The sequence below is a fragment of the Microlunatus antarcticus genome (genome assembly GCF_014193425.1).
Classification (GTDB): Bacteria; Actinomycetota; Actinomycetes; order Propionibacteriales; family Propionibacteriaceae; genus Microlunatus; species Microlunatus antarcticus.
In genome coordinates this window covers 1,041,109-1,062,249 of sequence record NZ_JACHZG010000001.1, presented here as the reverse complement: position 1 = coordinate 1,062,249, position 21,141 = coordinate 1,041,109, and the positions used below count along the sequence as shown (strand labels likewise).

At 72.9% G+C, this 21,141-nt stretch carries 15 protein-coding genes; 5 read left to right on the top strand and 10 right to left on the bottom strand.

All coding sequences use genetic code 11. The features are described from left to right. Position 1 precedes the first annotated feature (1 nt). Positions 2–1,471 carry a LamG-like jellyroll fold domain-containing protein gene (locus FHX39_RS22020; RefSeq protein WP_183337051.1) on the top strand — a complete coding sequence of 490 codons (1,470 nt, stop codon included), beginning with the start codon at positions 2–4 and terminating at the stop codon, positions 1,469–1,471. Positions 1,472–1,673: 202 nt separating this feature from the next. Next, the gene (locus FHX39_RS04910; protein ID WP_183337050.1) at positions 1,674–2,312 is read left to right on the top strand and encodes a hypothetical protein; all 639 of its coding nucleotides are present in this window, start codon (positions 1,674–1,676) and stop codon (positions 2,310–2,312) included. Positions 2,313–2,401: 89 nt separating this feature from the next. On the opposite strand, the gene FHX39_RS04905 is transcribed toward FHX39_RS04910, so the two are convergent. From FHX39_RS04905 to FHX39_RS04875, 7 genes are all read right to left on the bottom strand, one after another. Beyond that, the gene (locus FHX39_RS04905) at positions 2,402–3,028 is read right to left on the bottom strand and encodes a DUF1684 domain-containing protein (RefSeq protein ID WP_183337049.1); all 627 of its coding nucleotides are present in this window, start codon (positions 3,026–3,028) and stop codon (positions 2,402–2,404) included. A 9-nt stretch (positions 3,029–3,037) separates the two neighbouring features. After that, positions 3,038–5,059 carry an FUSC family protein gene (locus FHX39_RS21695; RefSeq protein WP_183337048.1) on the bottom strand — a complete coding sequence of 674 codons (2,022 nt, stop codon included), beginning with the start codon at positions 5,057–5,059 and terminating at the stop codon, positions 3,038–3,040. 45 nt (positions 5,060–5,104) lie between these two features. Continuing rightward, positions 5,105–6,862, bottom strand: coding sequence for an ABC transporter ATP-binding protein (locus tag FHX39_RS04895; RefSeq protein ID WP_183337047.1), 1,758 nt, complete (start codon positions 6,860–6,862; stop codon positions 5,105–5,107). Further along, positions 6,859–7,962 (bottom strand): ABC transporter permease, encoded by a 1,104-nt coding sequence (locus FHX39_RS04890; protein WP_198423260.1) that lies wholly within the window; start codon positions 7,960–7,962, stop codon positions 6,859–6,861. Before FHX39_RS04890 ends, FHX39_RS04895 begins: the two co-directional genes overlap by 4 nt. After that, positions 7,962–9,050, bottom strand: coding sequence for an ABC transporter permease (locus tag FHX39_RS04885; RefSeq protein WP_183337046.1), 1,089 nt, complete (start codon positions 9,048–9,050; stop codon positions 7,962–7,964). The genes FHX39_RS04890 and FHX39_RS04885 overlap by 1 nt, the downstream gene beginning before the upstream one ends. A gap of 2 nt (positions 9,051–9,052) precedes the next feature. Then, complete coding sequence (locus FHX39_RS04880; protein ID WP_183337045.1) at positions 9,053–10,702, bottom strand: ABC transporter substrate-binding protein; 1,650 nt, start codon at positions 10,700–10,702, stop codon at positions 9,053–9,055. Between the two features lie 171 nt (positions 10,703–10,873). Beyond that, a complete protein-coding gene (locus tag FHX39_RS04875) occupies positions 10,874–11,761 on the bottom strand; it encodes a DMT family transporter (RefSeq protein WP_183337044.1) in 888 nt (295 codons plus the stop codon). A 165-nt stretch (positions 11,762–11,926) separates the two neighbouring features. Between FHX39_RS04875 and FHX39_RS04870 the strand changes: the two genes are divergently transcribed. Both FHX39_RS04870 and FHX39_RS04865 read left to right on the top strand, forming a co-directional pair. Next, positions 11,927–12,157, top strand: a complete 231-nt coding sequence (locus FHX39_RS04870) for a DUF6458 family protein (protein ID WP_183337043.1) — start codon at positions 11,927–11,929, stop codon at positions 12,155–12,157. Then, positions 12,135–13,487, top strand: a complete 1,353-nt coding sequence (locus FHX39_RS04865) for an LssY C-terminal domain-containing protein (protein ID WP_332836669.1) — start codon at positions 12,135–12,137, stop codon at positions 13,485–13,487. Before FHX39_RS04870 ends, FHX39_RS04865 begins: the two co-directional genes overlap by 23 nt. Here the strand turns inward: FHX39_RS04865 and FHX39_RS04860 are convergent. After that, positions 13,468–14,904, bottom strand: coding sequence for a four-carbon acid sugar kinase family protein (locus FHX39_RS04860; protein ID WP_183337042.1), 1,437 nt, complete (start codon positions 14,902–14,904; stop codon positions 13,468–13,470). The genes FHX39_RS04865 and FHX39_RS04860 overlap by 20 nt on opposite strands. A 495-nt stretch (positions 14,905–15,399) precedes the next feature. Here FHX39_RS04860 and FHX39_RS04855 point away from each other — a divergent pair, with 495 nt between their 5' ends. Continuing rightward, the gene (locus tag FHX39_RS04855; protein WP_183337041.1) at positions 15,400–16,677 is read left to right on the top strand and encodes a N,N-dimethylformamidase beta subunit family domain-containing protein; all 1,278 of its coding nucleotides are present in this window, start codon (positions 15,400–15,402) and stop codon (positions 16,675–16,677) included. A 36-nt stretch (positions 16,678–16,713) separates the two neighbouring features. On the opposite strand, the gene FHX39_RS04850 is transcribed toward FHX39_RS04855, so the two are convergent. Both FHX39_RS04850 and melA read right to left on the bottom strand, forming a co-directional pair. Continuing rightward, positions 16,714–19,590 carry a choice-of-anchor D domain-containing protein gene (locus tag FHX39_RS04850; protein WP_183337040.1) on the bottom strand — a complete coding sequence of 959 codons (2,877 nt, stop codon included), beginning with the start codon at positions 19,588–19,590 and terminating at the stop codon, positions 16,714–16,716. Positions 19,591–19,741: 151 nt separating this feature from the next. Beyond that, complete coding sequence (gene melA, locus FHX39_RS04845; protein ID WP_198423259.1) at positions 19,742–21,079, bottom strand: alpha-galactosidase; 1,338 nt, start codon at positions 21,077–21,079, stop codon at positions 19,742–19,744. Between the last annotated feature and the right edge of the window lie 62 nt (positions 21,080–21,141).

Here is a 21,141-nt window from a genome sequence, read left to right as displayed (position 1 = left end):
CGTGGAGGCCGCCACGCCGAGCCCCCGCCGGTGGACCTGGCCCCGCCTCGCCGCCGTGACCCTGGCGCGGTCCGTCCTGGTCGGGCTGCTCGGGCTCGCCGCGTGGGGCGCGCTGCCGGCCGTCGTCGGGTGGCACCCCACCACCGTCAGCAGCGGGTCGATGCTGCCGCGCCTGCACGTCGGCGACGTCGCCGTGTCCCGCCCGCTGGCGGCGCACGTGCCGACGCTGGGCAGCGTGCTGCTGTTCCACGACCCGGACCACCCCGGACGCCTCCGCATGCACCGCTTCGTCCGGATCGACGACGCGGGGCTCCTCGTCACCCGGGGCGACGCGAACGGCTCCGACGACTCCACCCCGGTCGCGCTCGGCACCGTCGTCGGGATCGGGACCCTGCGAGTGCCGTGGGTCGCCCTCCCGGTCGTCTGGGTGCGCCAGGGCCAGTGGCTCTTCCTGGCCCTGGTCGCGGCCTGCCTCGCCCTGCTGCTGGCGGTGGCGGCAAGCGGCCGCGACCGCACGTTCGACGACGACCCCGACAAGCCGGACGACCCGGCCGGGCCTCGCACCACTGAGTCCGGCCCCGCAGAATCCGCGCCCGGCACGCCCGCGACCTCACCGTCTCCAGACGTCCTCGCGCGCCGGGGCTCTCCGCGCCGGCGCGGTGCCACCCTGGTCGTCGCGCTCGTGCTGTCCGCCCTCGTCGCCGACCCGGCCGGAGCGGGCTTCAGCAGCCGGACCAGCACCACGGTCTCCCTGGCCACCAGCCCGGCCTCCACCTGCGCGAGCACGGTGGCGGCCCTCAACCCCTACTTCTACTACCGGATGGACGAGACGTCGGCCACGGCGACCGCGGCGACCGACAGCTCGGGCAACGCCCGCACCGGCGTCTACAGCACGGCCGGCCGGACGCCCACGACGGACCGACCCTGCGCCAACGACAGCGGGGGCTCGATGACCTTCGACGGGTCCCGCGGGTCCCTCGCCTCGCCCGGCCTGCCGAACGGGATGCCCACGGTGCTCACCCTGGCGGTCTGGTTCCGGACCACCACGCAGACCGGCGGCAAGCTGATCGGGTTCGGCAGCGGGCAGACCGGCTCCTCCGGCACCTACGACCGCCACATCTACCTGGCCAACTCCGGTCGGGTGTACTTCGGCGTGTACGCCAACGCGGTGAAGACGGTCTCGTCGTCGAAGGCGTACAACGACGGCGCCTGGCACCTCGCGGTCGCCTCGCTCTCGAGCGCGGGTCTCCGCCTCTACGTCGACGGCGCGCTCGTCGCCTCCGACACCTCCACGACCACGGGCGAGCCGGGGACGTCGGCGTACGTGCGGGTCGCCTACGACAACCTCAGCAACTGGGACGCCACCCCGACCAGCTTCTTCTTCGCCGGCACGCTGGACGACGCCACGTACTTCCCCTCCGCGCTCACCGCGAGCCAGGTGCAGGCGCTGTACGCGGCGGCCGCACGCTGACCCTCAGCGGCGTCCAGAGCAGTTCTTGAGGTTTGAACGATTGATACTTCAATCTTGCGGGACTCCTGAGACAACGGTGTCAGCGGCTTGAGGCTGACTGGAGGTCCCCCCGGCAGAGTTCTTCTCACCAGCCCAGAGAGGCCGGGGAGCAAGCGGGGGCTGGCTCGAAGGACCACCGTCCCAGCTCGAGGAGCCCCCCGCCATGTCGAACACCACCGCCGCTGTCGCCACCCGCCGCCCGTCGCGCAAGGTCGCCACGATCGTCTCGCTGGTCGCCGTCCCCGTCGCGCTCGCCGCCTCCGGCCTCGTCGTCGCGCAGTCGTCCTACTCCGCCTACTCGGCCACCACGGTCAACCCGACGAGCAACTGGGCGACCGGCACCGTCGCGCTGGCCGACGACGACAACAACACCGCGGCCTTCACTGCGACCAACCTCAAGCCCGGCTCCACCGGCACCCGCTGCATCGTGGTCTCCTCCACCGGCTCGCTGCCCTCGTCCGTCAAGCTCTACGGCACCGGCGCGGCGACGACGAAGGCGCTGGCCAGCGACATCAACCTCACCATCACCCAAGGCACCGGCGGGTCGTTCGGCTCCTGCACCGGCTACACCCCGCTGACCAGCGGCTCGAGCGTCTACTCCGGCACGCTCGCCGGCTTCGGCACGACCGCCACCGCCTTCAACAACGGCGTCGGCACCTGGAACACGGCCGGCGTCGCCACCGGCGCGGCCGCCGAGACCCGGACCTACCAGCTCACCTACAGCGTCAAGACCGAGACCACGAACGACACCCAGGGCGGCACCGCGGCGATCGGCTTCACCTGGGAGGCGCAGAACAGCTGACCTGCAGCACCCGGGCGAGCGCGGACGACCTCGCGCACCAGGGCCACGCACGCCGACGGCGTGCGTGGCCCTCGCGCGTCCCGGGGCGGTCAGGCCATCCGCTCGCCGGCCTCGACGCGGGCGGTGACGGAGTTCTCGGGCGGCGCGAGCGGGCAGAGCCAGGCGTCGTCGTAGCGGCAGGACGGGTGGTAGAGGAAGTTGAGGTCGATCACCATCCGGTCCCCCACCGCCCCGAGGTCGGCGCCCTTGGCCGTGTCGAGGAGGTAGCGCCCGCCGCCGTAGCTGGAGGTGGCCGGGTCGCCGCCGGCCGTGCCGTCGCGCATCGGGAGGAACAGCCCGCCCGCGTACTGCTCCAGCCACCAGACGGTGAGGCTCCCGCCGACCGGGTCGGGCAGCTCGAGCACGCCGACCGCGCGCAGCAGCGTGCTGCCCGTCTCGCCGCTGGGCAGCTCCAGGGTCCGCGTGCCCTCCGGGACCGGCCCGAGCGGCAGCTCGAAGCGCAGGTCCGGGTCGTACGGCCAGAACGGCAGCCCCGTCTCGCGCAGCGGGTCGTCGGCGCGCAGCGCGCTCTGCGGGTGCTCGCGGAACAGCGCGTCCCGGCCGGCGCGCCACAGGGCGTGGCCCACGGCCGGCTCCGCCTCCGCGCGGACGGCGGCGTAGAGCTGGGCCACCCGCCGCCGCCAGTCGGCGAGCTCGAGCTCCGTACGTCCGGTCATGTCGTCTCCTCAGGCACCGATGGGTCCTCGGGCGATCCCGCGCGCACCGCGCAGGTCGCCGCTCACGTCGGCCAGCAGCGGCGACGACGGCCCGGCGAGGTCCCGCGGCGCGCGGTGGCCGCGCAGGGCGGCGGCCAGGTCGTCGAAGGCGGCCACGAGCTGGGCGACGTCGGCCGCGGGCGGCCGTTCCGCAGGGTGGCGGGCACGGGCGGCCGCCTCGGTGAGGTCGTCCGCCGCCTTCTCCAGCTGGGCGATGAGCGGCCACCACGCGGCGGCCTGCCGCGACAGCGGCGGCGGCTCGGCCAGCGTGCTCTGCAGCTCGGAGCGGATGTCCGACATCGCCCCGTACGTCCGCCGCCGCGCCGGCCCGACCGGGCTCCGGTCGGCGCCGAACGCCACGCGTGCGTACCCGCCGAGGGCCTCGACGCCGGCGGCGATGTGCTCGCCCAGCCGGGGCCGCCACGTGCCCGGCCAGCACAGGTAGCCCACGACCAGGACGATCCCCGCCCCGATGGCGGTGTCGAGCAGCCGGTCGAGCGCGATCCGGCCGTCGACCCGCGCGCCGAAGTCGATCAGCAGCAGCACCAGCGGGGTGATGAAGGTCGAGAGCAGCCCGTAGTTGAGGTTGCGCCCGTACGGGAAGGCGAAGGCCAGCACCGCCATCGGCAGCAGCAGCCAGGCGCCGTGGGGCACGACGGCGACGACCGCGACGCCGAGCAGCACCCCGACCAGCGTGCCGAGCGTGCGCTGCACGCCGCGGGCGAAGACGGAGCCGAGGTCGGGCTTGAGGACGAGCGCGGCGGTCAGCACGATCCAGTAGGGCTTCTCGAGCGGGACGAGCTGGCGCACCGTCTCGGCGACCGCCATCGTGATCGCGAGCCGCGCGGCGAAGACCCACGCCTTCTGACCGGGCAGGTAGCCGGCCCACGACCGCCGGTCACCCCCCGTCGCCACGGACGGATGGCCCTCGACGGTCCGCAGCACGTGGAGGAGCGCGTCCCGGAGCCGCTGCACGTCGGCGTCGCCGCCGGACCCGTCGGTCTCGGCGGACCCGATCCGGGCGACCTCGTCCTCGAGCGCGGCGAGCTGCGCCCGGACCTCGCGGCGTCGGCGCTGCCCGACCAGCCCGGCGAGCCGGTCGACGAGGTCGGCGGCACCGGCTCGGACGGAGGCGAGGTCGTCCGACGCTGCGGGCAGGGCGAACACCGCCGTCACCAGCTCGAACGTCGCGGTCAGCGTGGACGCCAGCCGGCGCAGGTCGTCACGACGCCCGGCCGAGGTCGACCGCGCGGTCACGACCTCGTCGTACGCGGTGGACAGCTGCCGGACCAGGGCGACGCGGCGGACGTGGTCGGACCCGCCCGCGGGCTCGGCCCCGGCACCGTCGAGCGGCCGGCGGAGCTCGTCGGCCAGGCCGTGCAGCGCCGTCACCTCGCCGGCCAGGGCCGGGTTGCCCGGCGGCTGGAAACGGGTCTGCGCATAGGACAGCAGGAGCGCCCACGCGATCCCCGCGGCGTACGCGACGGCGATGAGGTGCAGCCCGACGTCGCGTGGCAGCGCCCCGGCGACCGCGATGTAGACGAGCAGCTGCAGCCCGGCGAAGGAGAGATTGGCGCTGAGCGAGCTGAGGAGGGCGGACACGGCGGCGAGGACGCCGATGGTCACCACGGCCGCGACCCCCTGCTCGGCGGCCGCACGCCCGACCACGAGCCCGAGCAGGCCCGCGCCCCCGCCCATCAGCACCCGGCGGAACCGGGCGCGGAAGCTGCCGCCGTTGTCGCCGAACGAGCCGACCAGCGCGCCCATGCCGGCGAACACCCCCAGCCCGGGCTGCCCGAGCAGCAGGCTCAGCGCCAGGACGACCGGCACGGTCAGGCCGGAGCGCACCATGTCGCCCCAGGGCACGTCGGCCTTCTTGGGCGCGAGGATCCGCACCACCCAGTCGGGCGCGATCGGGTCGAGCAGGCTCGGGTCGCGCCCGAAGGTCCGAGGCGAGCCCGACCGCCGCGCGGCCGCACGTCCCGGGGTCACCACCGGACGATCATCCCAGCCCGGAGCGCGCTCCGGGCGTGGGCGTCAGCGCTGCGACGTGGTCTCGTCCGCCTTGAGCCGGGCGAGCTCGTGGCGGCGGTCGGCCTGCGCGGCCGGGTCCGGCACGGGCAGGGAGGCGAGCAGCCGCTGCGTGTACGGGTGCTGCGGAGCGCCGAGCACCTGCTCGCCGGTGCCCTCCTCGACCAGCTCGCCGTGGTAGAGCACGGCGATGCGGTCGGCCAGCAGGTCGACGACCGCGAGGTCGTGGCTGATGAAGAGCGAGGCGAAGCCCAACCGGGCCTGCAGCTCGGAGAACAGCTCCAGCACCCGTGCCTGCACCGAGACGTCGAGGGCCGAGGTCGGCTCGTCGGCGATCAGCAGCTTCGGGTCGAGCGCCAGCGCCCGGGCGAGGCTCGCCCGCTGGCGCTGACCACCGCTCAGCTCGTGGGGGTAGCGGTCGCCGTACGCGCGCGGCAGCTGCACCGCCTCGAGCAGCTCGTCGACGCGGGCCCGCGCGGCCCGCGGGTCGGTTGCTCGCCCGTGCACGACCAGCGGCTCGGCGACGCAGTCGGCGATCGTGAGCAGCGGGTTGAAGCTCGAGGCCGGGTCCTGGAACACGAAGCCGATGTCGCCGCGCAGCGGGCGGAACGTGCGCTCCTTGACCCCGCGCATCTCCTGCCCCAGCACACGCAGCGACCCGCCGGTGACCTTGGTCAGCCCGGCGATGGCGCGCCCGATGGTGGTCTTGCCCGACCCGCTCTCCCCCACCAGGCCGAGCACCTCGCCCGACCGCAGCCGGAACGAGACCCCGTCGACGGCGGTGAAGCCGGCGCGGCCCAGCCGGCCGGGGTAGGTGATGCGCAGGCCGTCGGCCTCGACCACCGTCTCCGGCTCGGTGCCCGCGTCCTGCGCGGTGGCCTCGCGGGCGGAGGCGCGTACGGCGGCCCGCTCGCGGCCCTGCCCCACGAACGGGACGGCGGCGAGGAGCGTCCGGGTGTACTCCTGCTGCGGGTGCGCGAAGAGCTCCGCGGTGGTCGCCTGCTCGACGACCTTCCCGGCGTACATCACCGCGACCCGGTCGGCGAGGTCCGCGACCACGCCGAGGTTGTGCGTGATCAGCAGGATCGACGTGCCGAAGTCGTCCCGGCAACGCCGCAGCAGGTCCAGGATCTCGGCCTGCACGGTGACGTCGAGCGCGGTGGTCGGCTCGTCGGCGACGATCAGCCCGGGGTCGAGCACGAGCGCCATCGCGATGACGACCCGCTGCTTCTGGCCCCCCGAGAACTGGTGGGGGTAGTAGTCGACGCGCTCCTCGGGGTCGGGGATGCCGACCCGGCGCAGGACGTCGATCGCCTTGGCCCGCGCGTCGCCGCGGCTGATCGAGGTGTGGGCGCGCAGGCCCTCGGCGATCTGCCAGCCCACCGTGTAGACGGGGTTGAGCGCGGCGGACGGCTCCTGGAACACCATCGCCACGTCGGTCCCGCGCAGCTCGCGCAGGCGCGACTTCGGCACCGCGACGACGTCGGTCGCCGCGTGCCCGCGCTTCGACCCGAGCAGCACCATGCCCGAGGCGGTGGCGCTGGCCGGCAGCAGGCCGAGGATGCTCTTGGCCGTCACGGTCTTGCCGCTGCCGGACTCGCCGACGACGGCGAGGACCTCGCCAGGCGCGACCTGGAGGCTGACCCCGTCGACCGCCTTGACCGACCCGCGGTCGCTGGCGAACGAGACCTCGAGGTCGCGGATGTCCACCACCGGCCCGCCGGTGTCGTGCTCGGACTGACGTGCGGCGTCGTGCAGGCTCATCGGTCCTCCCCTCCGTCGACCCGGTCGTACGCGGCCCCGCCCGGGGTCTCCAGGCCGGCCGCCGAGTCGAGCGTCCCGCCGGGCACGACGGACGTCGCGGCCACGGTCCCGCCGGCCGCCGTCACCCGGCGACGTCCCCGCAGGCGGGGGTCGGCGAGGTCGTTCAGGCTCTCGCCGACCAGCGTGACGCCGAGGACGAAGAGCACGATCGCGAGCCCCGGGAAGAGCCCGGTCCACCACACGCCGCTCGTGACGTCGGAGATGGCGCGGTTGAGGTCGTAGCCCCACTCGGCGGCCGAGTTGGGCTCGATGCCGAAGCCGAGGAAGCCCAGCCCGGCCAGCGTCAGCAGGGCCTCGCTCGCGTTCAGCGTGAAGATCAGCGGCAGCGTGCGGGTGGCGTTGCGCAGCACGTGGCGGAACATGATCCGCCCGGTCGACGCACCGACGACCTTGGCCGACTCGACGTACGCCTCGGCCTTGATCCGGACGGTCTCGGACCGGATCACGCGGAAGTACTGCGGGATGTAGACCACGGTGATCGAGAAGGCGGCGGCGAGGATGCCGCCCCACTTGCTCGACTGCCCGCCGGAGATGGCGATGGAGACGACGATCGCCAGCAGCAGGGTCGGGAAGGCGTAGATCGCGTCGCCCACGACGACGAGGACGCGGTCCAGCCAGCCGCCGACGTAGCCGGAGACCAGACCCAGCGCGACGCCGACGAAGATCGACAGCACGACGGCGACGACCATCGTCTCGAGCGCGGTCTGGGCGCCCCAGACCACCCGGGAGAGCACGTCGTACCCGCCCTGGGTCGTGCCGAGCAGGTGGTCGCCGCCCGGCGGCTGCAGGGTGTCGAACGCCTGGCCGTCGGCCTCCCGCTGCGCCCAGCGGTACGGGGCGATCAGCGGGGCGAGGACGGCGACGAGGACGAAGACGGCCGTGAGCACCAGGCCGGCGACGAGCATCCCGCGCTGGACGCCCACGCTCTGGCGCAGCTGGTGCACCACCGGGAGGTCCCGCCAGGTACGACGGCGGCCGGACAGCGTGGCGTGGCTCGCGGGCGCCGCACCGGCGGGCGGGGTGGAGGTCGAGGTGGTCATCAGTAGCGCACCCGTGGGTCGATGAGGGCGGCCAGGACGTCGACGACGAAGTTGGTGACCGCGACGATCACCGCCAGCAGCGCGACGATGCCCTGGACGGCGACGAAGTCGCGCGCGGTCAGGTACTGCGCCAGCTGGAAGCCGAGGCCCTTCCACTCGAAGGTCGTCTCGGTCAGCACCGCACCGCCCAGGAGCAGCGCGATCTGGAGGCCGATGACGGTGATGATCGGGATCAGCGCGGGGCGGTAGGCGTGCTTGCGCACGAGCCGGTACTCGCTGACCCCGCGCGACCGGGCCGCGTCGACGTACTCGGTGCCGAGCGTGCCGATCACGTTGGTGCGGACGAGCCGCAGGAAGATGCCCGCGGTCAGCAGGCCCAGCGCCACGGCCGGGAGCACCGCGTGCTGCAGGACGTCGACCACCGCCGCCGGGTCGCCTAGCCGGATCGCGTCGATCAGGTAGATGCCGGTCTTGCCCTCCAGCAGCTGGAGGTTGAGCTCGGTCCCCGTGCTCGCGCGGCCCGAGACGGGCAGCACCCCGAGCTTGATCGCGAAGACCAGCTTGAGCAGCAGCCCGGCGAAGAACACCGGGGTGGCGTAGCAGAGGATCGCGAACACGCGCAGGAGCGCGTCGCCGAAGCGGTCGCGCAGGTAGGCCGCGACCATGCCGAGCGGGATGCCGACGACGAACGCGACGATCAGCGCGTACACCGCCAGCTCGAGCGTCGCGGTGCCGTACGTGACGAGCACCTCGGTCACGGGCCGGTTGTCGCTGAGCGTGGTGCCGAAGTCGCCGCGCAGCAGACCGCCCAGGTAGTCGCCGTACTGCACGAGCAGCGGGCGGTCGTAGCCGGCCGCGTGGATCCGCTCGGCCAGCTGCTCGGGGGGCAGCCGCCCGCCCTGGGCCGCTGTGATCGGGTCGCCGGTGGTCCGCATCAGCAGGAACACCAGCGTCACGAGGATGAACACCGTGGGGATGATCAGCAGGAAGCGGATGACGAGGTAGCGCCCGAGGCCGCCGCCCCCACGGGTCCTGCCCGTGGGAGCGACGGCCGCGACTCCTGCGTCCCCCGTGTCGAGGACGGTCAAGGTCAGCTCTTCGACAGCGCCGCGTAGCGGAACTTGAACGACGCGTCGAGCGTCTGGTCCGCGCCGGACACCGTGGAGCCGACGACCGCGACCTGCGAGCCCTGGAGCAGCGGCAGCGTGGAGATGTCCTTGGCCTCGGTGGTCTGGATCTGCTCGATCAGCTCCGTGCGCTTGGTCTTGTCCGTCTCGACCTGCTGCTCGGCGATCAGCTTCTGCACCGTCGGGCTGTCGTAGTGGTTGGCCACGAAGTTGTTCTTGACGAAGAACGGCGTCAGGTAGTTGTCGGCGTCGGAGTAGTCCGGGAACCAGCCGAGCTGGTAGACGGGGTAGGAGTCCTTGACCCGGTCCTTGGCGTACTGGACGTACTCGGTCGACTGCAGGTCGACCTTGAACACGCCCGAGGCCTCGAGCTGGCTCTTGATCAGGCCGTACTCGTCGGTCGAGCCGGGACCGTAGTGGTCGGTGTTGTACTGCAGCTTGAGGTCGACCGGGATGCTGACGCCGGCGTCGGCGAGCGTCTGCTTGGCCTTGTCGACGCTCGGGGCGCCGTTGCCGTCGCCGTAGAGCTCCTTGAACGCCTCGTTCGCCCCGGTGAGGCCCTTCGGGACCTGCGAGAAGAGCGGCGTGTAGGTGCCCTTGTAGACCGAGTCGGACAGCGCGCTGCGGTCCACGAGGTCGGCGACCGCGGAGCGGACGGCCAGCGACTTGGCCGGGTCGGCCTCGGAGGTCTTGGCGCCGAACGGCATGGTGTCGAAGTTGAAGACCATGTAGCGGATCTCGCCGCCGGGCCCGTCGATCACCTTGACCTTGTCGTTCGTCCGCAGGTCGGCGATGTCGTTGGCCGACAGGCTGCGGAGCGCGACGTCGATCGAGTTGTTGCTGACCTCGAGCTTCATGTTCGACGCGTCGGCGTAGTACTTGACGTTCACCGTGCCGGTCTTGGCCGGGCCGAGCAGCCCCTGGTAGCCGTCGTAGCTCTTGTACTGGATCAGGTTGTTCACGTCATAGCTGGCGATCGTGTACTGGCCGGCGAAGGCCTTGCCGTCGACGATCGTCTTGTCCGGGGTGACCGCGTCGGCCGAGAAGACCTCCTCGTCGACGATCGGGCCGGCCGGGGAGGACAGGACCTGGGCGAAGGTCTGGTCGTTCGCCGCCTTGAGCTTGAAGACCACCGTGGTGGCGTCCGGGGCGCTGACGCTGTCGAGGTTCGACAGCAGCGACGACGGCCCGTTCGGGTCGGCGATCTTGACGTCGCGGTCGAAGGTGAACTTCACGTCCGAGGAGGTGAGGTCGTGTCCGTTGGCCCACTTCAGGCCCGGCTTGAGCTTGACCGTGTACTCCGTCGGCGAGGTGAACTCGGCCGAGGTGGCGATGTCCGGCTGCACGTCGGGGCTGCCGTACGGGGTGTTGAGCAGGAAGGGGTAGACCTGGTTCATCACCGCGAAGGAGCCGTTGTCGTACGAGCCGGCCGGGTCGAGCGAGGTGATCTTGTCGGTCGTGCCGATGACGAGCGTGCCGCCGCTGGCGCCGGCGGAGCTGCCGGCGGTCGTGCCGCTGCCCCCGCCACCGCAGGCGGCGAGGAGCAGGGCCGAGGCGGCGAGGCCGGCGCCGAGCGCGAGGGCGCGCCCGCGGCGCGGGTGGACGTAGGACATGGGTTCTCCGATCCAGATGGGGAGGTCGGCAGGACTTGTGGTCCGCCAGACGCCGGACGCCGAAAGATCTCGCGTCCGGGCCGTAACGCGCCTCAGTGTTCCACGCGCGGCACTCAGGTGCCCACTCCACGGGCCCGGGTGGCGGCAGGCTTTACACATTCGTAGCCGGGCTCAGCTCCGGGCGCGCACCTCGGCGGCCGGGGCCGGCTCGGCGTCCTGCGCCGGGCCGTCGGCCGACGCCAGCTTGATGACGCCGGCGATGACGAGGGCCAGGCCCGCGACCTCGCCGGCGATGATCGACGGGCTCTGGCCGGGGTCCTCGCCCAGCACGAGCAGCCCGAAGACGATGGCGACGGCGACCTCGGCGACGTTGAGGATCGGCGTGGTGACCGAGAGCCGCGTCGCCTGGTAGGCCCGCTGGTTGAGCAGCACCGCCCAGACCCCCGTGACCACGAGGGCCCAGAGCGACCAGGACCCGAGGACGGCCCCGAGGCCCTCGCCGAAGCGCGCCAGCACCAGCTTGACCAGCCCCGCGACCAGCCCGAACAGCACGCCGGACACCCCGGCCAGGACCGCGCCGCGGCGCTGGGGCGTCGAGGTCCGCGACGCCACGAGCATGCCGACGAGGGCGAGGAGCACGCCCACGCCCACGAGCGCGGCGCCGAGACCGTTCTTGGGCGCCTCGTCCGCGGTCGGCGGCCGCACCGCCAGGAAGAGCGCGAGCCCGGCCCAGGTGATCACCAGCCAGACCAGCGTGCTGGCCGGCGGGAACCGGTGCTCCAGCGCCGCCCGGATGACGACGGCGAAGACGATGCCGCTGACGATGATCGGCTGCACGAGCGCCAGGTCGCCCCGGCTGAGCGCGAAGGCGTGCAGGGCGAAGGCCACCGCGCTCAGCAGCAGCCCCACCAGCCAGGACGGGTGGCCGGCGATCCGGACGAAGAAGGAGCCGTGGCTCTCCTCGTCGGGGGTCGTGCTGCCGGCGACCCGCTGCTGCAGCGCGGATCCGAGGGCGAAGGAGAACGCCGCCGCGAACGCGGCCACGGCGGCAAGTATCACGGGGCGGTCTCCTGAGCAGTCGTTCGCGCACGTGCGCCTGCCCACGGTAGTAGCCGATCACGGCTCCCCGACGATCTTCGTGATCACCTGCCCGCCGTGTCCGCCGCTGTTAATGTCCGGAGGCGGCTCCGGACGGGGCGGCACTCGTCAGACGTGAGGATCACCATGGGTCTCGGTACCGGCATCGCCCTGCTCGTCGTGGGCGGCATCCTCGCCTTCGGCGTCAAGGACTCGTTCGACGCCCTCGACCTCACCGCCATCGGCTACATCTGCATGGGCGCGGGCGTCCTGGCGATCATCCTCACCCTCGTGCTGCAGCAGCAGCGACGGAGCACCAGCCACGTCAGCGTGGTCGAGCGTCGCAACGTCGACGGTGGCGGGCCCCCCGTCGTCTGAGCCGCGGACGACCGGGGCCTCCGGGCCAGAGCGCTCGCGCCTGCTGCGCCGGGTCGACGGCCTGCTCTTCGGCTTCGCCGGCGTCGCCGCCGTCTGGCTCGCCTACCTGCTCGTCCGGATCGGCGTACGCCCCGGCTGGTCGCTGCTGCTCCTGCTGCCCTTCTGGCTGCTCGTCACCTACCTGACGCTGCCGCGGATCCACCGGATCCTCACGCTCGTCTACGTCCCCGGCTACTTCATCGGCCGGACGCGCACCAGCGACGGCCTGCTCGGCGACCCGGTCAACCTGGCGCTGCGCGGCAGCGAGGCCGAGGTCCACGCCGCCATGGCCGCGGCCGGCTGGACCCGCGCCGACGACCTCTCGCTGCGGACCGGCCTGCGGATCGTGGCGTCGACGCTGCGCCGGCAGAGCTACGCGGCCGCCCCGGTGAGCCCGTTGAACCTCTTCGACCGGCAGCAGGACTTCGCCTACCAGCAGCAGGTGGCCGGCAGCCCGTCGAAGCGGCACCACGTCCGCTTCTGGCGGTGCCCCGACGGGTGGTTCCTGCCCGGGGGCGCGGCCGTCGACTGGGTCGCGGCCGGGACGTACGACCGCAGCGTCGGGCTGTCGCTCTTCACCCTGCAGGTCACGCACAAGATCGAGGCGGACACCGACGTCGAGCGCGACTTCATCGTCGCCACCGTCACCCGCGCGACGCCGACGGTCCGGGTCGAGGTGATCCGGCACTTCTCGTCGGGCTTCCACGCCCGCAACGGGGGCGGAGACCGGATCGAGACCGACGGCGACCTGCCGGTCCTGGAGGTCGGCCCCTCCCCCGACCCGCCCGAGGCCGCCGCCGTCGGTCCGACCGACAGCCGCGACCGACGTCCCGTGCAGACCGTGTTCGGCGGCGGCGTCGCGCTCGTCCGCTGCCTGCTGTCGCTGCTCGCCGCGGTGGCGGTGTTCGTCGCGCCGGAGACGCTGCTCCGGCTCAGCCACGCCGAGTCGGACCTGCCCCAGCTGATCGCCGACCGCGTCTTCGGCGTCGTCCTGGCCGTGGTCCTGGTGCTCTTCGGGCTGGTCGAGCTCGGGCTCGGGCTGGCCACGCTCGCCGGGCGCAACTGGGCGCGGCTGTGGCTGATGCTCTCCGCGGTCGTGACGGTCGTCGGCGCCTTCGTGTCGAACCTGACCGGCTCGGAGCGGATCACGCTGCTCGGCCTCCCGGCCACGGCGACCTCGGTCCTGCTGCTCCTGGCGCTGACCAGCCACCGGGCGCGGGAGTACGCGGCCCGCGACCGACGCCGAGGTGGCCGCCGCGCGGCGACGCCGGTCAGGAACGTCGGCGGCTGAGCACCCGGACGACCTCGAGCAGCGAGCGGTCGTCGCCGACGTTGCCCGCGAACACGACGTACGGGATCCCCTCGGCCGGTCCGCCGACCGGCCGCCACAGCGACACGAGACCGGGCAGCATCGGCCCGCGGACGACGGCGCGCCGGACGCCGAGGCCGAGCGTCGCGACGTCGGATGAGGTGATCCCGCCCTTCGCGACCACGAACCGCGGCGGCCGCCGCGCCAGCGTCCGCCGGACCACCTCGACGACGGCGGCGGAGACCGTCCGCGCGATGCCCAGGCTCTCGGCCGGGTCGTCGCGCCGCACGAGCAGCCGGCTGGTGTGGACGACCACGTCCCCGTCGGCGAGGGCCCCGACCACCGACGCCACGACGCGGTCGACCTCGGCGGCTGCCTCCTCGGTCAGCAGCGGCCCGACCGCGATCTCCACCACGGTCGCGGGGTGCCCGTCGGTCAGAACCTCCAGCTGGCGGGTGGTCAGCCCGACGTGCGACCCCACGACGACCAGCCCGCCGCCGTCCGACGGACGCGTGCCCGCGTACGCCTCCGTGGCGGTCAGCGGGGCGCGCACCTCCTGGCCGATCCGGGCGCGGACGAAAGGCGGCCCGACGCGGTAGAGCAGCGTCCTGCCGCGCCGCTCGGACTCGGCGAGACCGAGCGCGAGGGCGCGCAGGTCGTTCTCGGTGACGGCGTCCACCACCACGGGGGTCGAGCCGGTGGTCCCCTCGAGCGCGGCGTCGAGGGCGTCGGCGATCCCCGTGGCCGGGCCACGGACCAGCGTGAGGTCCAGACCGATCACCTCCGCGGCCGGGTAGCGGCCGCCGGACTTCTCCTCGACGTACGCGGCCAGCGCGGACGAGGTGTAGCCGAACGTGGCGTCCCGGGCGAACTCGGTCTCCGCGACCGGCACGACCGTCCCGTCCGGGCCGCGGGTGTGGTGCACGCCGCCGACGGAGATCCGGCCCGCGTCGGGGAAGGCGGGCACGATCACCACCGCGTCGGTACGGACACCGGCACGTTCCTCGAGCACCTCCGCGATCACGTCCGTCTCCAGCGGGTGGTGCCCGCGCAGCGTGGAGTCGCTGCGGCTGACGAAGCCCACGCGGACCCCGAGCCCCTCGGCCGCGGCGAGCGCGTTCGTCACCACCTCGCGCGTACGCCGTGCCGCGTCCTCGGGGTCGAGGCTGCGGGTGTTGGTGAGGACGTAGCAGGCCGGCGCCCGCTGCTCCAGCGCCCAGCGCAGGCCCTCGACCTCCCACCGGGTGAGCACGGGGAGGTCGGCCACCGACTGCGTCCCCGTGGGGTCGTCGTCCAGCACGACCAGGACCCGGCCCGCCGCCGCGACCACGGCGGCGACCTCGGCGGCGGGCACCTCCACCTCGGGTGGGTAGCCGGCCAGCAGGTCCGCCTCGAGCATCGGGTGATCCTTCCGGTCCGGTTCGCCGTGTCGTCGCGTCGCCTCAGCCTGCCTCGTCGCCGGACACGCGCGCCGGGCGGGGCGAGGACACGGGTTCGCGCGCGTCCGCCTGCCTAGACTCCGGCCCGGGGCACGGTGCGTGCCCGCTGACGAACGCCGGCCCGACCACCGTCCGGGTCGGCTCGCGCGAGGGGAACGGCCACCATCGTCGGAGCAGGTCCCACCCGGTTCGCGCGGGCGCTCCTGGCGCCCGCCCTCGCGGCGGCGCTCCTGCTCAGCGGCTGCGGAACCGTCCCGACCCAGCCCTCGCCGACGACGACCACCACGGCCGCCCCCGCGCCGACGACACCGTCCGCCGGTCCGGCGACACCGTCCCCGTCGACCGGGTCCACGACGCCGGCTCACGCCGTCGAGAAGCCCGACCGGGGCTGGCGCATCAGGACGGACAAGAGCCCGGCGTTCGGGATCTCCCCCGCCTCACGCCCGGCCCCGCCGGTGGAGGGCTACGCAGACCAGAGCAGCGTGGCCGCCGGGCACGAGGTGCAGCTCTTCGTCTCGACCTCGGCCGGCCGGTGGCGGGCCACCGCCTACCGGATGGGCTGGTACGGCGGCAAGCAGGGCGCGTCGGTGTGGCACAGCGGGTGGCAGCGGGGCCGGGAGCAGGCCCGCCCCCGGACGTCGGGGAAGACCCTCACGGTGAAGGCGGGCTGGAAGAGGTCGCTCTCGGTCCCGACCGCCGGCTGGCGTCCCGGCAGCTACCTGATCCGGCTCGAGGTCGCCCACCACGCCAGCTACGTCCCGCTGACCGTCCGGTCGCCGAGCACGCGGGGCCGTCTCGTGCTGCTCGCCCCGGACACCACGTGGCAGGCGTACAACGACTGGGGCGGGCGCAACCTGTACTGGGGCCCGACGGGCAAGAGCGACAGCGCGCACCGCTCCCGCGCGGTCACCTTCGACCGCCCGTACGCGTACGGCCAGGGTGCGGGCGAGTTCCTCGCCCGGATGCTCCCCGTGGTGACGCTCGCCGAGCGGCTGAGGCTGCCGCTCGCCTACGCCGACGACATCGACCTGGAACGGGACCCGCACCTGCTCGACGGGGCCACCGGGGTCGTCTCGATGGGGCACGACGAGTACTACTCCGTGAAGATGCGCGCCAACCTGACCGCCGCCCGCGACGCGGGGACCAACCTCGCCTTCCTGGGGGCGAACGCCGTGTTCCGCAGGATCCGGCTCCAGTCGACGGACCTCGGCCGCTACCGCCTCGAGGTGAACTACAAGGACCCCGCCGAGGACCCGGTCAGCCGGAAGCACCCTAGGCAGACCACGGCGGACTGGCCGGCGAACCCCAGCCCCGACCCGGAGAGCAGCCTCGTGGGCGAGTCGTACGCCTGCTTCCCCGGTGCCGGCGCCCTGGTCGTGCTCGATCCGTCGAGCTGGCTGCTGGCCGGCACCGGTCTGAAGCAGGGCGACACGATCCCGGACGTGCTGGGCCCCGAGTTCGACACCGTCGTCCCGGGCATGCCCGCGCCGCACCCCCTCGACGTGGTGCTGCGGTCCCCCGTCTACTGCGGCCCGTACACCCACGCCGACGCCACCTACTACTCCGCGAAGTCAGGAGCCGGGGTGTTCGACGCCGGCACCATGAGCTGGGTCGTCGGTCTGACCGGGAGCCGCGGGGAGCGGACCCAGCACCTGGAGCAGGCGATCACCACGAACCTGCTGCGCGCGTTCGCCGGCTCGAGGGCGGGTTCGGCCCACCCCGCCGGGGGCTGATCTCCGCGCCGGCCCGGTGCTCCCGACCAGGGGCCGTCATCGCTTCAGCGCCCAGCGCTGGGCGTCCGAGCCGTTGCAGTCGTAGATCTGCAGCTGGACCCGCTTCTTCGAGACCCCCTTCGGAATGTCGAGGCAGCGGCCGGACCCTCCGTTCACGAGCGAGCCTGCGTCGCCGGCGGACCAGTCCTGCGCGGCACTGCCGTTGCAGCCCCACAGCTGGACCTTCGTCTTGTTCTTCGTCCCGCTCTTCTTCACGTCGAGGCACTTGCCGAGGGCCTGGAACGTCGTGCCGCTCCGCGCCCACGTCTGCCCCTCGCCCTCGTTGCAGGGGTAGAGCTGGACCGGCGTGCCGTTCCTGGTCTTGCTCCCGCGGACGTCGACGCACTTGCCCAGCCCGACGATCGCCTGGGTGACGGGCGTCGCGACGGCCTGGCCGTGCACCGTGATCAGGTGCGCGCCCTGACCGTCGTTGCCGGTGATCGAGTAGGTGCCGTCGAAGGCCCCCGGCTTCGTCGGGGTGAACGTGACCGACTGGTGCAGGACGTCACCGGGCTCGATCTGCTGACCCTCCGAGACCGGGTCCGGCACCAGGAACGGCGCCGTCGGCGGTGCGGCCTTCGTCAGCGTCAGCAGCAGGTTGCCCGTGTTCGTGATGTCGAACGTCTTCGTGACCGACTTCCCCACCGGCACCGACCCGAACTGGAGGGTGCCGGGCTTGATCGTCAGCTGCGCGTTGCCCTTGATCGACGTGCCCGTGACCGGCACCGTCACGTCCCCGGTCGAGGACCTGACCACCAGCGTGGTCGTGAACTTCCCCGCCTCGGTCGGCTCGAAGGACACCGGCACGGACACCGAGCTCCCGGCCTCCAGCTTGGTGCCCGCCTTCGGCAGGGCATCGCTGTCGAACGGTCCCGAGGGTCCGGTGGCCCCGGTGATCGTCGTCGTCGTCGCGCCGCTGTTGGTGATGCTCGCGTCGAGCGTGACCTTCCCCCCGGCCGGGACCTCGCCGAAGCTCAGCGTCGAGGGGTCGGACAGCAACCCGTCCTCGGTGCCCACCCCGTGCAGGTCGAAGGCGAACGTCCCGGTCGTGGTCACGAAGGCGAGCGCTCCCGACTCCGAGTCCGCGTCCTTCGGCTTGAACGTCACCGGCACGGTCAGGGAGGCGCCAGCCTTGAGGGTCTTGGGGAGCTTGACCTTGCCGGTCGTGAAGGGCGCGTCGGTCTTGATCTTCGTGATCTTGACCGTGCGCTTGGCGGTCACGGTGACCTGCTTGGTCACGCTCTTCTTCACCGCGACCATGCCGAAGTCGGTCGGCGTGCCGCCCAGGGCGATCGTGGTCGGCCGCCCGAAGCCGTAGACCGACCCGGACCGGTTCGCGACGTACACCCGGCCGTTGGTGGTGGCCGGCACGGCGAACTTGGTCGCCGTCCCGATCGGCGCCGAGTAGCGCAGCGCCAGCCGGCCCTTCTTCGGGACCGCGTCGTACGCCCGCAGCTGTCCGCCGTCGCCGTTCGGGCCCTTGCTGAAGACGACCCAGACGAGCGCCGACCCGGCCTTGGTGCCGTCCGAGGTGACCATGGGCGAGCCCGACGTGTAGCCGAAGCGCGCGGCGCTCGTCCCGGCCCGGCTCAGGGCGGGCTTGCCCGAGCCCGAGACCCCGACCTTGAACGCGGACAGGGGGCCGCGGTTGTTGGTCATGTAGACGTAGCCGCTGCCGCCGCCCCAGAACGACGGGTAGCCCCAGACGCCGTGCCAGGGCCCACCGGTCTGCAGCACGTCGTCCTTCTTGCCGGACTTCTGGGCGTTGCCGCCGAGGTCGTCGCGGTCGAGGAGGTAGACCCGGCCGTCCTTGCCCACCAAGACCATCAGGTGCGGGTGGTCCTTCGTGCCGTAGCCGTCGGGGATGGCCAGCGGCCCGCCCGAGCCGAGGTCGCTGTCGTCGGTGTCCAGGTTCGTGTTGTTCACCGGGGAGAAGAAGTCGGTCGCCTTCAGGTGGCCGTTCTTCTGCACCTCGACCCGGACGACCGACTCGGCCAGCTGGTCGGGCGGGTTCTTGCCCTTGTGCGGCGACGGAGAGACGCCGTTGCCGGTGGCGAAGATGATCTGGCCGGGACCGTCGGAGACCAGCCCGCCGCCGGACTGCCAGATGCCCGCCCCGGCCCGCGCGTTGCCCGTCTCGGTGGCGAACATCGCCGTCTGCTTGCCCGTGGTCGCGTTCACGCCCACGACGTAGCCGACGTACGGCGCCTTGTCGCAGTGGCTGGCGAAGCCGGCGTAGACGACGCCGTCGAGGAGCAGCAGCCCCGGCCGCTGCATGGCGGTCTTGGGGTTGAAGTCGATGTCCCCGTCGTTGTCCGCGTCGCCCTTGATCGTGGTCGGGAACCCGCTCCGTTCCTTGCCGTTGGTGATGTCGATGGCGTGCAGGTACCAGTGCGGGTGGTCACCGTCCTTGCCGTCGTCGACCTTGGCGGTGAAGTACGCGGTGCCGGTGGCCTGGTCGACGACCGGGGTGGACGTGATGCCGATGTCCGGGACGAGGTCGCCGCAGCCGATGTTCGACGCGGCCCACTCGGGCCCGACGTCACGCTTCCACCTGATCTTGCCGGTGACGGGATCGAGGCCGTACGCCTTGTCCTGCTCCGTGACCGCGAGCAGCACGCCCTTGGCCACGACGGGCTGGGCGTAGATCTGCCCGTCGAGCTTCGTCGCGAAGAGCTGGCCGAAGTCGGGGGCCGAGGCGTCCGACGGAGCCAGGCCGGGCTCGTTCCGGTCCCACCCGGTCCGGAGGTTGTCGACCGACACGGTCGTGACGTCGGCCACCGCCGGTGGTGCGGACACGAGCGCGGTCGAGCCGAGGACCGCGAGGAGGAGGCCGCTGAGCAGCCGGGTCGAGCGGCGGCGGGTGAAAGACACGACGAGACCCCATCACTGCCACGGCCGTCCGCACCGGGGGTGGTGCGTCCTCGTCGTCGCAGGGCCGAGGCAACCACACCGACGGCGTACGACGGGTGAGCGACGTGGCGAACCTCAGGTCACCACCGGGTGAACTCTTGGCGCGGCGGCCTCAGACGCCCAGGTCGACGTCGAGCCGGCCGCCGAGTGACCGGGGCAGGACGTCGGCATGGGCCTGGGTCATGCGGTCGCAGAGCTCCCAGATCTGGGCCGGGGTGAGGGTCGAGCTGGCGTTCGGGTCGGCCAGGACCGCCTGGCGGACGCGGCGGGGGTCGCCCGTCCGGGCGGCCTCGATCGTCAGGGCGGCGACCGACAGGTAGCTCCGGTTGAGGGCCGCGCCGGCCTCCGGGACCGAGCCGGCCGGGATCGGGTGCACCCCGTCGGCGTCCACGCTCGCGGCCACCTCGACCACGGCGCCGGTGGGGAGGTTGTCGATCAGCGGGGCGCCCACGGGGTTGACGACGTTCACGTGGATCTCCCGCTCGGCCCCGGTCAGCACGGAGTGGATGATCTGCGGCGCGTACTCGGCGGCGCCCTCCTCGAGCTCGAGCGGCCGCCCCTCGGCGAGCGCGACCTGGGCGCTCTCGAACTCGGCGACGTTGCCCCCGGAGATCTCGAGGTACTCCAGCGGCCGCAGCCGGAACCGCTCCACCTGCGCGTCCGAGCGGAGGAACCACGACACGTACTCCGAGGAGTGCTCGCTCGTCTCCGTGGGGTAGAAGCCGATCCGCCGGTACATCTCGACCCGGACGCGGCGCAGAAGCTCCGGGTCGCGCTCGATCGCCTCGTCGAGTCGCGGGTAGAGGCTCTGCCCGTCGCGGCTCCACTCGGAGAGCCAGGCCTGGTGGTTGACGCCGGCCGCGCGGAACCGGGTGCCCTCCATCGGGACGCCGACCAGCTCGCACAGCCCGTGCACCGTCCAGTGCACGCTGTGGCACAGCCCGACCGTCTTGATCTGCGGGGCGACCACGGACATCCACCACACGTTCATGGCCATCGGGTTGGTGTAGTTGCAGAGCAGCGCGTCAGGGCACAGCTGGGCCATGTCCGCGGCGATGCCGCTGAGCACCGGGAACGTCCGCAGCGCCCGGAACACGCCGCCGACGCCGGTCGTGTCCCCGATGGTCTGGCGCAGGCCGACCTCGGCGGGCAGCAGGAGGTCCACGCGGGTGGCGTCGATGCCGCCGACCTGGATCATGTCGACCACGAAGTCGGCCCCGTCGAGGGCCTGCCGCCGGTCGAGGGTCGCGACCACGTCGGCGTCGCGGCCGAAGCGTTCCGCGACCTGCAGCGCGGTGCCGCGCGCGACGTCGAGGCGGAGGGCGTCGATGTCGTGCAGGACGACCCGCAGCCCGGGCAGGTCATCGAAGCGGAACAGGTCGGCGAGCAGCTGCCGGGTGAACACGACGCTGCCGGCCCCGAGGAAGACGACGGTCGGACGAGTAGCCATGGCGGTCATCCTGGGCGCGACGAGCGAACCGCGCAACGGGGTGAGCGATCTCTGATTAAAGT